Origin of the sequence: Halanaerobacter jeridensis, from assembly GCF_016908315.1 — a bacterium.
Taxonomy (GTDB): Bacteria; Bacillota; Halanaerobiia; order Halobacteroidales; family Halobacteroidaceae; genus Halanaerobacter; species Halanaerobacter jeridensis.
This window is the reverse complement of the sequence record NZ_JAFBDQ010000001.1, coordinates 1-13,720: the sequence shown is the minus strand read 5'-3', so window position 1 is coordinate 13,720 and position 13,720 is coordinate 1. Positions and strand designations below refer to the sequence as shown.

The following is a 13,720-nucleotide window of genomic DNA, read 5'->3' as shown; positions in this document are numbered from 1 at the left end:
AATTATTCCTCAATTGCTTAAAATTATAGTTTACACTATAATAGTTTGGCCCTCCCTATCTTTTATTATACTTATTTATTTAATCTCCTGCTTAAATATCATTTTTTTCGATTACTATTCTAGCAAAATTTGCTGTTCTTTAATTTCGCGATAATTATTCAGCAAATCATTGATATAAACCCAACTTACTTTCTCTACCCCTGCTAATCTATTGAATTGATAAGAAAAATTACTTATTATCTGATTTTCTTTCTTTTGATAGTTAACCCTTATTTCTCCTTCATTATTGATAAACTTTTTATCTTTAGGCAAGATAATTGAATTATATTTAGATGGAATATTAATTACAATCTTTCTTTCTATTTTACAAGGTATAGTGTTGCGTGCTTCAGCAATACTAAGTAAAAAACTAATTGCTAATTGATTAACCTGCAGTAAAGCTTTATCTTCATGAGTTTGATAGTAATCTTCAACTGTGAATTTAAAATTCAACTCAGCTAATTCAGTTAAATTATTAATCCCCTTAATATCAATTTCATTTAATTGTAAACCAGAAAAATGCTTATTTAAAATATTTAAAGAAGCCTCTCGTTGGCCCATTGGACTCAACTCTCCAAATAAAGCTTTAGCGATAAAATCATAAAATCCTCGAGAATTAATCTTTAAATCAATAGCGGCTGCTCCTTCTTCCTTTAAATTAATAGTGGCAGTCACTTGTTCTTGGTTGCGTTCTTTAGATAAAATGGGGGTCTCTCTAATTTGACCTTGGGCTAAACTTAAGACTCTTTTTCCTTGGTCACTTAACGGTAAATTCCCATAACGGATAAAACCCGAATTAGGATTTAAATACAAATCCTGCTGTGGTAAATAAAGCAACATATGATTAAAATTAACTACTACTATTCCCGCATCAAAATTACTTTTACGATCAACCAAGACCGCTTCTGCTGGAACATTTATTTCTTTTAACAAAGCAATTAAAAAATAAACCTTATCTTTAGTTACTGCATATTTATGCTTATATATTTCCTTTACTGCTAAAGGTTGATAACCATTAACTCCTAATTGATAGTCAAGATATCTTATATCTTCTGCTACATAATTATATAATGCTTTTATCTTAGCTTTCTTAGTTGTTAATCCTGCTGTTAACTTTTTAACTTTTTGTTTCACGTCAGGAGTTAGTTTTCCTTGTTGAGTAATTAAATTATTATACCAATGGCTCAATTCAAGCCAAGAATTAAGAGTAGAAACTAATAATTCACCTTCACTTTTATAACCACTCCAAGTATATTCCTTAATTTCTCCCTTAGTATTAATAACTGCCTGATTCAATTCATTTTTAGGTTTGATTTTAGTATTTATTTTCCTTCCTTTAGGTAACTTTAATACTATTTCACTTCGATGACTAGTAAAAGTAGTAGCAAATTGAATTTCATTAGGAATCAATGTCCGTTTTAATTGCTTTTGATAAGCATAAATTATAATTGAGCCAGCTTCTACTTCAGGAAAATTAATGATTTTTTCTTGCTTACTCTGATAAACCTTACTATTAGGAGTATATTTAGCAGCTTGTTTACTAATCTTTTCTTCACTTACTGTAATTAATTCACCAGAAGGCTTAATTATTAAAGCAGTAGTAATATTTAATTTATGCCACTGAGGATGATAATTTATCTTCACCTGAGAATAGTCTTTAACCCCTTGTTGATTGAAAACTTTAATAGCTCGATAATGACTAACTCGGTATGGCTTCTGAGAATAATCAAATACTTGTTCTTCTTTCCAGACTACTGCATCTTTATCAGGATAATAAAACTGGCTGGGGGCTTCTTGCAATAATTGATTAGGATCTTTTTCCAGGGCAACTGCAGTATTAGTAAATAACAATACTAGCACTACCAGTAATAAACACCTTTTTTTCATAGTTTCACCTCCCAGGGTGGGCATTCCAATCAATAACTACTATAATTGATTATTCCAGATGTTGACACTTGCTCTAACCACTGCGCAATCGATTTCCCTTTAATCATTAAATTTGAATCTAATTCTTGTAATGGAACTAATACAAAAGCACGTTCTTGTATTCTAGGATGCGGTATAACTAATTTAGAAGTATTTACTTCTAAATTATCATAAATCAAAATATCAATATCAATAATCCTTGGCCCCCATTTTTCTTCTCGCTTTCGTCCCATTCTCTTTTCTATTTGCTGACATTTTTCTAATAATTCCTGAGGTTTTAAATCAGTTTTGATTTTCAAACATAGATTCAAAAACTGATTTTGTTCTTCATAACCCCAAGGTTCAGTTTCATAAATAGAAGAAACTTCTGTTACTTCTACATCAGTTGTTTTTTTGATATGAGCTACTGCTGCTCTTAAATTTTTCTCTCGCTCTCCAATATTAGTACCTAAACCTAAATATGCCTTATCCATTATATCTCGCTCCCTGTAAAAATCAAATGATCTATATTCCCTCCGGGTCTCGAAATGCGTGAGACCCTCCGTGTAGCCCTCTTCGCTCTACTTTCTCCATATAATGTGCGCAATCACTATACGTTAGTTCCCCCGCGTCCTTTTAATTTCTACTCCAACATAATCAAAAACACCTGCTACTGGGGCTTCTGGTTTCTTGACTTTGATTGTGACTTCTTCTACTAATGCAAACTGCTCTAAAATTGTTTGGGCAATATTTTCTGCTAATGCTTCGATTAAATCAAACTCTTTATTTTCACATATCTCTTTAATAACTTCATAAACTTCAGCGTAGTTAACTGCTTGCTCAACATCATCACTTTCTCCTGCTGGATGCAGGTCAGCATATAATTCTGCATCTATAAAAAATTTTTGTCCTAAGTTATTTTCTTCTGACAACACTCCATGGTAACCATAAAAAACTAAGTTATTTAAGATTATTTTATCGATAATATTTCACCTACTCTTCCTGTCTCCAAATAGCATCAGTTACTTTAGCTGCTTGTAAGTTTTCAGCTACATCATGGACTCTAAAAATATCTACTCCCTGCATGATCCCCATTACTGTAGTAGCTACAGTACCTTCAACTCTCTCTTCAGCTGGGATATCTAAAATTTTACCTAACATAGACTTACGAGAAGTCCCTAACAGCAGTGGATATCCTAAGCGCTTAATCTCTGATAAGCGACGCATTATTTCTTTATTTTCAAATTGAGCTAATCCAAATCCTATTCCAGGATCTAAAATAATATTTTCCTCTTTGACTCCTGCTTTTTTAGCAGTCCGAATACTCTCTCTTAAAAAGTTTTTAATGGCTATAATAATATCTTTATTAGAATCATTACCTCGTCCATTATGCATAATTACTATCGGAACATCATATTCTGCAACTACTTTTGCCATTTCACTATCCCACTGTAAACCTCGCACATCATTAATCATATCTACTCCTAACTCTAAGACTTCACGAGCTACTTGTGGTTTATATGTATCTACTGAAATAGGAACTTCAATCTCTTCTACTAATGCTTTAATTACTGCTTTGATTCTTTTTATCTCCTCTTGGGGAGTTATTTTTTTCGCTCCCGGACGAGTTGATTCGCCGCCAACATCAATTATATCTGCTCCTTCAGCTACCATCTCTTTAGCATGAGTGACAGCAGCTTCAACATCATAATATTCTCCACCATCTGAAAAGCTATCAGGCGTTACATTTAAAATACCCATAATATAAGAATGATCTCCAAACTCAAACATCTTATCACTCCTTTTAAAATTAAAAATAAATAACTAAAATAGAAAACCAAACCCTGGATTTAACAATTTTTCCTACAAAAGAATATATTCCTGCTCCTCACAATTACATCTCAATCCCGCCAGCTACACTTTAAATTAATCTTTTATTAAGTTCATCACTTCTTCTCTAGATTTCTCATCACTTCTAAAACTACCGCGGACAGAAGAAGTTACTGTTCGTGATTCAGATTGTTTAATTCCTCGCATTGTCATGCACATTTGCTCGGCTTCTACAATCACACAAACTCCTAAGGGATCTAAGACATTATCTATAGCATCTGCAATCATTTTAGTCATTCTTTCCTGTAGTTGCGGTCGTTTAGCTACAGATTGTACCACTTTAGCTAAACGAGATAATCCTGTCACTTGACCATCTTTAGGGATATATGCTACATGAGCTTTCCCAAAAAAGGGAACCAAGTGATGTTCGCACATAGAATAAAAATTAATATCTTTAACTAATACTAAATCTTCATAGTCTTCATCTTCTAAAACCAATTCTAAATGTTCCTCTGGATCTTCTCCAATTCCTGAAAAAATTTCTTCATACATTTCAGCTACCTTTTGTGGGGTATTTTGCAAACCTTCACGTTCAGAATCCACTTCAATTGCCTCTAATATGTCTGCTACTGCATTTTCAATCTTTTCTTTATCCATAACTAGTCAGCTCCTCATTTCTCTTTGCTTTAATTCTTCAGATAATAAAGTGAAGATATTATTTTCACTCTGATATTCAATTCCAGCAATCCTATTTACTTTCATTACACCAAGTAAGCTATTACTTATAAATGCAAAATCAAAACAAGTTAACTCCGGTTTCTCAATGATTACTTCCTTAATATCTAGCCCTAATTCATTAGCAATCATAATCACCTTATTTCTTATTATCCCCGGTAATAATTCCAAATCAGAACTAGGAGTATATATCTTTTGATCCTTAATAAAAAAGAGATTAGCCATTGTAGATTCTAACACATAATTGTGAGAATTTAAAAATAAGGCTTCATCATATCCAGCTGTTTGAGCCTCTTTCCTAACATAAAGATTAGTAAAATAGTTAGTAGTCTTATGTTTATGTAACGGATTATTGCTACGTTTGATATTAGCAATTGTTAAGTCATAGCCTTGCTCATAATCTTCCCTTTGATAGGAAATATCCCTAGTTGAAAAATTATAACCTTGGTCACAAACAGTTACTCGTAGAGCCTTCTGCTCTAAATCAGCAGCAAAATCATCTATTTTTTCTTTTAATATTTCCTGATTTAGATCAAAATCTATTTCCAAAACTCGAATTGAATTATATAAACGCTTTAAATGTTCATCTAAAAATACTGCTTGACCATTAATTACTTTAATTGTCTCAAACAATCCAATTCCATATTTAGCTAAATTACTATTAAAAGAAATTTTCTCCTGCATAATCACCATTCACCGCCTTCATTATTGCTTGAGCTTTATCTAAAGTTTCTTGATACTCAGATTCAGGATTTGAATTCCATGTAATACCGCCACCAACATTAAAGTTAATTTGCTTGTTCTGTTTAACAATTGTTCTAATAGCAATATTCAAATCTAAACTCCCATCAAATCCTAAATAACCAATTGACCCAGTATAAATATTTCTCTGAGTTGATTCTAACTCATCAATAATTTCCATCGCTCTAATTTTAGGTGCTCCTGTAATAGAACCTCCCGGGAAGGTAGCTTCAATCAAATCAATTACATCTTTATCTACTTCCAACTCTGACTTTATTGTAGCCACTAAATGATGTACATTAGCATATTCTTCTAATTCATATAATTGAGGTACTTCAACACTACCTACTTTAGAAACCTTAGCTAAATCATTTCTTTCTAAATCGACAATCATTAATAACTCTGCTTTATCCTTCTCACTGGCCAATAATTCTTGGCGCATTTTCTCATCTTCTTGTTCTGTTTTACCACGCGGTCTGGTCCCCTTAATTGGTCTAGTTTCAATAAGATTATCTCTAACCTTAATAAATCTTTCTGGTGAATTAGATAAGATTTCAATCTCCGGAAATTCTAAAAATGCTGCAAATGGGGCAGGACTAATTTCTCTTAATCGCTTATAAAGTTGATAGCCAGAACAATTTATTTCTCCTTTAATCTTTTGACTTAAATTAACCTGATATATATATCCTGTTTCTATATAATGCTGAATCTTTTTAATAGCTGATAAATACTGTTGACGAGTGAAATTAGCTTTTAAATTACTACATTTTATTTCGTTTTCAGGTACTTGATTAAAAAACTCGTTCTTTTCGGCTAATCTAATTTTCCCAATTACTTTTTCTTTAATATTATTTTCTTTATTTAGGTCTAAATTAGGACTAGCAAAATAAACCTCATCCTGCCCATGGTCAATTACTAATACCCAATCATATAATCCCATATATAAATCTGGTACAACCACATCTTTTTTAGCTCTGCGGGGTAATTCCTCTATACAATGACATAAATCATAAGATAAATAACCAACTGCCCCCCCAATAAAGGGTAAATCACTAGTATTCTCCACTGCATATTGATCTAATTTAGTCCTTAATTTAGCTAACGGTCGTTCATTGTCAAGATCATACTTTAAAACCTCAAATGGTTGAGCACTAACAAAAGAATATCTTCCTAAATTATTATTCAAATTACTATCTAGAATAAAACTATATTCCTGCTCTTTAAAAATTGTATACAATTCAAAAGCACTTAAACTAGTTGCTATTTTTTCGATCACCTTTTTCACCTCTAGCTTCAGCAATAAAATTAGCTAGCAATTCTCGCCCTTGTTCTGTCAATAATGCTTCAGGATGAAATTGAACTCCTTCAATTAAATATTTTTTATGTTTTAATCCCATGACCTCTCCTTCTTCACTTACAGCAGTTATTTCTAAATCGAACGGTAGATTCTTTTTAGCAACAACTAACGAATGATAGCGAGTTATTCTTAAAGGATTAGCTAATTTATTAAATACTCCTTGATTATAATGATTTATTGCTTCAACTGTCCCATGTTTTGGCTCTAATGCTTTAACTATCTCAGCATTAAATACTTCAGCTATAGCTTGATGACCCAAACAAATCCCTAATATAGGAATTTCTCCTTTAAAATTATTAATTACTTCCATTGAAACTCCAGCTTCTTTAGGGACTCCTGGCCCAGGAGAAATTATAATCATTTCAGGAGCTAAATCTTTAATATCAGAAATAGCTAACTGATCATTTCGCTTGACCATAACTTCTTCTCCTAATTGCTCTAAATAATCAACTAAGTTGTATGTAAAAGAATCATAATTATCGATCATTAAAATCATAAGCAACTACTCCTAAATTTATTTACCTTTTAATTAATTTTATCTTTATTAAGCTTAATTATCAACTATAAATTAACATTTAGTAATTAGTAAGCAATAATGCGAAAAAAGTATTTAATAATTGTTTATCCTTAAATCAAAATAAAAAAATCCTTTAGCTTTGAATGAACAATGCAAAGCTAAAGGATTAATAATAATTAACTTTTTACTATATTCTATACTTGATTGTTGATAATATCTAATATTTCATTTTTGACCTTGAAGTATTCATCTTCATATTCTACACGTTGAGAACTATCATCAAACTTTGTATTCTCATCAAATAATGTATCTGTAAAATCTACATTAAATTCTCTAATTATTCTTCCAGGGCGTTTAGACATTACAACAACTCTAGTAGCCAAAGATAATGCCTCGTCAACATCATGAGTAATAAAGAAGATAGTACTATTGTTCTCTTTCCAAATATTATGAATCAATTTTTGCATATCATTTCTAGTTAAAGCATCTAAAGCTCCGAAAGGCTCATCCATCAAAATCACCTGTGGATTATTGGCCAACACTCTTGCTAAAGCTACGCGTTGTTTCATTCCTCCTGACAATTCAAAAGTAGCTTTATCACCAAAACCTGAGAGATTAACCTCTTCTAGAAAATACTCTTGAATCTCTTTTATTTCATCTTCAGGTAGATTTCTCATACGCGGGCCAAACTCTACATTATCCTTAACACTCATCCAAGGATACAAGGTTGAAGATTGAAAGACAACACCGCGATGCCAATCCGGACCTTCAATCTCTTCTCCTTGCATTAAGCATTGACCATTTGTCGCTTCAATATACCCAGCAATAGTTTTCAATAATGTACTTTTACCGCAACCTGATGGTCCTAAAACACAAACAAACTCTCCACGTCTAATCTCTAAATTAATATCTTTTAAAGCTAAAACAGAATCTTCCCCTGTACCGTAAATCTTATCTAAATTTTTAGTCTCAATTAAAACTTCTTCTTGACTCACTACTACTAATTTCCTTTCCCTTGTTCTAAAGATCGTTCTATATATTTAGGATTAACATACTGATTATATTCTTCCTGAGACGGGGAAGTTTGAATAGAATTCTGCTGCTTTAAAAAGTCTGAAGTTTGCTTCATGATTTGAGCAAAATCTCCCGGCTTTTCACTTGTACCAAAGAAATTTTCACCCAATTGTTCTTTACGAGTCAACCACGTTGAACCCTGCATCTGTTTTAAAGCTTCTTGAGGTGTTATTTCTAACTTTTGTGAGACAAGAGAAGCTGCTTTTTCAGGGCTTTCTCGATATATATCTGCTGCTTCTGATAACATTGTAATAAATGAAGTTACTACCTGAGGATATTTAGCAGCAAAATCTTTATTAACTACTTCTACATTAGCAGTTACATAACCTCGCTTAGCCATTTCCTTACTTGATACAAGCACTCTTCCACTTTCTAATAATTTAGCTAAAGAAGGTTGCCAAACATAAGCTGCATCTATATCTCCACGTTCCCAAGCAGCAACAATTTCTGCTGTCTGCATATCTAAAAGCTGTACCTCATCTGCAACTCCTGCATTATTTAAAGCATTTAATAACACATAATGACATGTAGAAGCAAAAGGTACTGCTACTTTCTTTCCCGCTAAATCTTCTATCTTATTAATTTCAGAGTTGTTTTTAACTGCTAAAGCTTCAATATCTCCTAACACTTCATGGATCCAAATCATTTCTACATTCAAGTCTCTTGACAATGCAGTTACAGCATTAACATTACCCATTGTAGCAAAATCAATACTTCCCGATGCTAAAGCCTGATTAGCTTCTGACCCAGAATCAAAAACAGTAAAGTTAACTTCAATATCTTTTTCCCCAAAACGTTCTTCAAACATCTCCTCTACCATTGCTATAGTTTCATCATTTGGCACCCGCAAAATACCAAAATTAATTTCATCTGGTAAAGAATCAGACTGCTGCTCTTTATTATTAGAACCACCACAAGCTACTAAAGAAACAGACATAACACCGATTAATGTTAGTAATAATAATTTCTTAATTACTTCTTTATTCATTATTATCTCTCCTTATTATATTTGTTTTCATTTTAGACTTGGCATGCCAAGTCTCTACATTTTTCTTTTTTTCTTGTTTCTTCTTTATTCTCTTCACTCTTCACTGTTCTTACTGTCTTACTGTTCTTACTCTTCACTCTTTACTCTTCACTGTTTACTCTTCACTCTTCACTGTTTAAACTTTCCCTTTCCAAAACACAATCTTTCGTTCTATAAATCGCAATCCTGCATCAATTAATACACCACTAATGCCCATGATAAAGATTCCTATGAATATAACCTCACTCTTTAAAAAATTAGAGGCATCTAACACCATCCAGCCAATACCGGAAGTAGCAGCTATCATTTCTGAGGAAACTAAGGTAGTATAAGCTACTCCAAAAGCTGTCCTAATCCCTGTAAAAATTTCAGGCAAACAAGCTGGTAATACTATCTTAAAGAATATTTTCTTTTGACTAGCTCCTAATGATTTAGCACTTAATATATAATCTTGATTAATTTTTCTCACAGCTGAAATACAGGCAATATAAATTGGTGCAAAAGCTGCTAAGAATAATAATATTATCTTTGATTTATCATCAATGCCAAACCATAGTATAAGTAATGTATAATACGCAAGTGGCGGCAAAGGACGATAAAATTCAACTACTGAATCCACAATTGCCTTAACTTTAGAAACATAACCACTTAACAATCCGATTGGAATTGCTGTTATAATTGCTAAACCTAAAGCTATAAATAACCTTCTAAAACTAGCTCCTAGATGTACCCACAGTGCAATTCCATTATAACCATCTTTTAATAATTTAAAAAACGCAGTCACTACTTCAGTCGGTGGTGGCAGTAAAGTAGGAGAAAATAGTTCTAACTTAGTTACTATATACCACGCTCCTAAAATAACAACCCACGTACTTAGGGTTAATACTTTTTCGGTTTTACTCTTTTCAGTTCCCGCTTCTGAATTATTGTTTTCTACTTTATCTTCATTTTCTAAATCCATAAATCACCGAATTTCATCCTAGCAAAGCTATAAATTAATAACGAAGATGAATCGGCTTCTTACTCCCTCCTTTCTAATATCAATAAACTACTTTTATCATATAATATTCGACAATTTATATAAAGAATAATTTATAATCATTATTAATTAGAATATTAAATATCAACTATTACTTATTTTAAAATTATTATTTATATAATACCAAATATAAATCAGGCAGGGTTAACCCCCGCCTGATTATTGATCTTAAAATTAATCTATTTAGTTAAAGTTGTATTCTGTAACTATTTTTTCTCTACCGGTTAATTGGTCTTGGAAGTACTCATAACAGCAAACTCCAAGGAATGAACCAGAAACATTGTATAAATTGTCATATCCCATATCTTGTAGAGCCATAATTGCATTATAACTTCTCTGCCCTGAACGACAGTGTAAATATACAGGCTCATCTTCTGGAATTTCATCTACTCTATCTCTAAGTTCACTTAAAGGAATATTCACTGCATTCTTAAGGTGACCATTAGCAAATTCATCCTCTTCACGTACATCAATAATACAAGCATCATTTTCAACTAATTCTCTTACCTTTGTAACAGGAACTTGTTCAAATACACCATTTAATAGATTTAATCCTACTAGAGCTGTTTGATTAATTACATCTTTTGGTGTACCAAACATTGGTGCATAGCATAATTCTAACTCTTTTAGGTCTTCTAAAGTAGCATCCATACTAATCATACTAGCAATTACATCTATTCTTTTATCTACATTACCTTTACCAATTGCTTGAGCTCCAAGAATTCTACCTGTTGGATCTTCATAAACTAATTTAAAGTGCATTGGATTACTATCAGGCATTAATCCAACTTTATCCATTGGAATTGTATAAACAATATCATGAGGAATACCTGCTTCTTTAGCCTGCTTTTCATTTAATCCTGTTGCTGCTGCAGATAAATCAAAAGCCTGCACTACAGAAGAACCAATAACACCATTATTATTATGTGACTTACCATAAATATGATCAGCTGCTGCTCTAGCCTGTCTTTGTGCAGGGCCAGCTAAAGGCAATCTGATTGTTTCATTTGTTAGCTGATGATAAGTTTCAATTGCATCTCCTACAGCATAAATATCATCATCACTCGTTTGATAATTATGGTTAACTTTAATACTACCAGTTTCACCAAGTTCAAGACCTGCATCTTCAGCCAATTCAGTTTCAGGACAAACTCCAATAGCCATCACTACAGCTTCTGCTTCTACTTCTTCTCCTGAGCTTAGAACTACTGAATCTTCAGTAACCTTCTCTACAGTTTCACTTAGAATTAAATTAATTCCTTTATCCATAACTTCTTTATGAATTAACTGCGCCATATCATAATCAAATGGATTCATAATTTGGTCTTGAGCTTCAACTAAGCTAACATTTTTACCATCTAAATGTAAGTTTTCAGCCACTTCTACTCCGATATAACCGCCACCAACAACAGCAATATTTTCAACATTATTTTCTTCAATATAGCTATCCATCTCTCTAATATCTTGAACATTTCTTAGCGTAAATACATTTTCATTCTGTGCACCTTCGATATTAGCACAAATAGCACTAGCTCCTGGAGATAAGATTAATTTATCATAATCTTCTTCGTATTCTTCTCCAGTTTCTAAATTCTTAACAGTTACTTTTTTCTCTTCTCTATTAACACCAGTTACTTCATTTCTAGTTCTAGCTTCAATATTATACTTATTCTTAAAAGTTTCTGGACAAACTAATACTAAATCTTCACTATCCTCTACAATTCCACTTAAATGAAATGGTAGTGAACAGTTTGAAAATGAAACATGTGGACCTCTCTCAAACATAATGATCTCTGCTGATTCATCAATTCTTCTCGCTCTTGCTGCAGCTGAAGCGCCTCCAGCTACTCCGCCAACAACTAAAATCTTTTTACTCATAATATTATTGCCTCCTAATATATTTTGATTTTTTATTTGCCTTGTTTTAGATTGTTTATTCCGTTTTGTATTTAACGTTAGTTATTAGAAAGATTACGATTTGGAATAATATTCAGCTTTCCTTCAAAGTACATTAAGCCAGTAATGCCACCTAAAGAAAGAGCAATCAAGAATGCCCAGCCATGTAAAGAGAAACTACTAATTGCTGCGTATAAAGCACCAATATTACAACCTTTAGCAAATCTTGCTCCAAATCCCATGAACAAACCACCTATAGCATACATTGCTGCATCATAAAATCTGAAATTGTATTTAAGTTTGAACTTACTACCTAGTAGTAAAGCTAAAGCTGAACCGAAGATGATTCCTAAGTTTCTAAGAGTACCAGCATGATTCAATAAACCATTATTAACCGTCTCTGCAATTCCAGAATAAATAGGGCTATTAGCAAAATTCATACCTAACTTTTGTAAGATAGCTACTCCCCAATAAGTATAAGCACCAGTGATACCCCAATCAGTACCAGTAGTATTCATAACGAAAATAAACATAACAGCAATTAATAAGCCACCTGTGATATAATCCCATCTTTCTACAAAGAATTTATGATATGTTTCATAATTGAATAAGCCAAAATCATCTGTTTCTTCAACAGGTCTCTGTTCAGGACTATATTCAATCTCTTGATAACTGCCATCTTTCTTTCTCATAGATTCATATTTTTTCACAATTACATATAAAATTACTAAGAAAAAGACTGACAGCAAAATCGCTCCGAGATAACCAAATACTTCAGGTAAATAAATCGTCGTTGAAAAGTCTGCTAAAGATGACTTATCGAAAGTATATCTTGCCCATCTACCAATTACAGCACCTAAGGCAAAGAAAAAGAGTGCAATTGCTGAACGAACAGCACCTTCTCCTAAATCAGCTAAAGTACCTGATGCACAACCACCAGCCATAATCATACCTATTCCAAACACAAAACCACCAATTATTACTGCTAAATTAAGTGGTTTAACTGCATTGCTACCTGGAGCAGGATGAGCGCCACCTTTTACAGCAACCTCTGCTACTGAAGCTCCATCTAAAACCATTGTTCCCCAATGAACTCCTGCTGTTGCAATTATTGTTACTGCAAAAGTAACTAATAAGCCTTTGACAAGAGCTGAATTACCTGTCATATAAGGCTGTTTAACTCCTCCTGCAAAACCAAATCTAGCTCGAGTTAAAATGTAGCCAAAGATAATTCCCGTCACTAAAAATATTCCTAACATTTGGTTTTTAGTAGCAAGAGAAGTCCCAAATGCTCCTAACAAAATCAATGCAATAATAGATATTAATACCTGCTTACCATCAAAATTCTGCTTAGCAGTCTCAATTGATTCTTTTTTCATTACCATTTCCACCCCTATTGTGATATTTTATTAGTAAAGCACATTACTTCTAGATAGAAAGCAAGTACTTCACCTTAATTTTTTATCTTTGATATGATATAATTATTTGTAGCGAGGTGGAGTATCTCTGCGACTCCTATCTAGGAGTAACGCTCTAACATTGAGATCTCTACCTCGTTTT

At 32.6% G+C, this 13,720-nt stretch carries 13 protein-coding genes; all 13 read right to left on the bottom strand.

The window, feature by feature from the left end; translation table 11 throughout:
- Positions 1-114: 114 nt before the first annotated feature.
- A complete protein-coding gene (locus JOC47_RS00065) occupies positions 115-1,926 on the bottom strand; it encodes a DUF3857 domain-containing transglutaminase family protein (protein WP_204699922.1) in 1,812 nt (603 codons plus the stop codon).
- 29 nt (positions 1,927-1,955) lie between these two features.
- Positions 1,956-2,438, bottom strand: a complete 483-nt coding sequence (gene folK / locus JOC47_RS00060) for a 2-amino-4-hydroxy-6-hydroxymethyldihydropteridine diphosphokinase (RefSeq protein WP_204699921.1) — start codon at positions 2,436-2,438, stop codon at positions 1,956-1,958.
- 123 nt (positions 2,439-2,561) lie between these two features.
- Positions 2,562-2,927 (bottom strand): dihydroneopterin aldolase, encoded by a 366-nt coding sequence (gene folB / locus JOC47_RS00055; RefSeq protein ID WP_204700233.1) that lies wholly within the window; start codon positions 2,925-2,927, stop codon positions 2,562-2,564.
- Positions 2,928-2,937: 10 nt separating this feature from the next.
- Positions 2,938-3,735: a dihydropteroate synthase gene (gene folP / locus JOC47_RS00050; protein WP_204699920.1), complete on the bottom strand. Its 798-nt coding sequence runs from the start codon at positions 3,733-3,735 to the stop codon at positions 2,938-2,940.
- Between the two features lie 135 nt (positions 3,736-3,870).
- Positions 3,871-4,431 carry a GTP cyclohydrolase I FolE gene (gene folE / locus JOC47_RS00045; RefSeq protein WP_204699919.1) on the bottom strand — a complete coding sequence of 187 codons (561 nt, stop codon included), beginning with the start codon at positions 4,429-4,431 and terminating at the stop codon, positions 3,871-3,873.
- A 6-nt stretch (positions 4,432-4,437) separates the two neighbouring features.
- Positions 4,438-5,202 (bottom strand): aminotransferase class IV, encoded by a 765-nt coding sequence (locus JOC47_RS00040; protein WP_204699918.1) that lies wholly within the window; start codon positions 5,200-5,202, stop codon positions 4,438-4,440.
- Positions 5,171-6,526 (bottom strand): aminodeoxychorismate synthase component I, encoded by a 1,356-nt coding sequence (gene pabB, locus JOC47_RS00035; RefSeq protein ID WP_204699917.1) that lies wholly within the window; start codon positions 6,524-6,526, stop codon positions 5,171-5,173. The genes JOC47_RS00040 and pabB overlap by 32 nt, the downstream gene beginning before the upstream one ends.
- Complete coding sequence (locus JOC47_RS00030) at positions 6,504-7,103, bottom strand: anthranilate synthase component II (protein WP_204699916.1); 600 nt, start codon at positions 7,101-7,103, stop codon at positions 6,504-6,506. Before JOC47_RS00030 ends, pabB begins: the two co-directional genes overlap by 23 nt.
- 215 nt (positions 7,104-7,318) lie before the next feature.
- Positions 7,319-8,119, bottom strand: coding sequence for an ATP-binding cassette domain-containing protein (locus JOC47_RS00025; protein ID WP_204699915.1), 801 nt, complete (start codon positions 8,117-8,119; stop codon positions 7,319-7,321).
- 5 nt (positions 8,120-8,124) lie between these two features.
- Complete coding sequence (locus JOC47_RS00020; RefSeq protein WP_204699914.1) at positions 8,125-9,186, bottom strand: taurine ABC transporter substrate-binding protein; 1,062 nt, start codon at positions 9,184-9,186, stop codon at positions 8,125-8,127.
- Positions 9,187-9,361: 175 nt separating this feature from the next.
- Positions 9,362-10,186 (bottom strand): ABC transporter permease, encoded by an 825-nt coding sequence (locus tag JOC47_RS00015; protein WP_204699913.1) that lies wholly within the window; start codon positions 10,184-10,186, stop codon positions 9,362-9,364.
- A gap of 261 nt (positions 10,187-10,447) precedes the next feature.
- On the bottom strand, positions 10,448-12,142 hold the full coding sequence (locus JOC47_RS00010; RefSeq protein ID WP_204699912.1) for an FAD-dependent oxidoreductase: 1,695 nt from the start codon (positions 12,140-12,142) through the stop codon (positions 10,448-10,450).
- 77 nt (positions 12,143-12,219) lie between these two features.
- A complete protein-coding gene (locus tag JOC47_RS00005; protein WP_204699911.1) occupies positions 12,220-13,539 on the bottom strand; it encodes a YeeE/YedE family protein in 1,320 nt (439 codons plus the stop codon).
- Between the last annotated feature and the right edge of the window lie 181 nt (positions 13,540-13,720).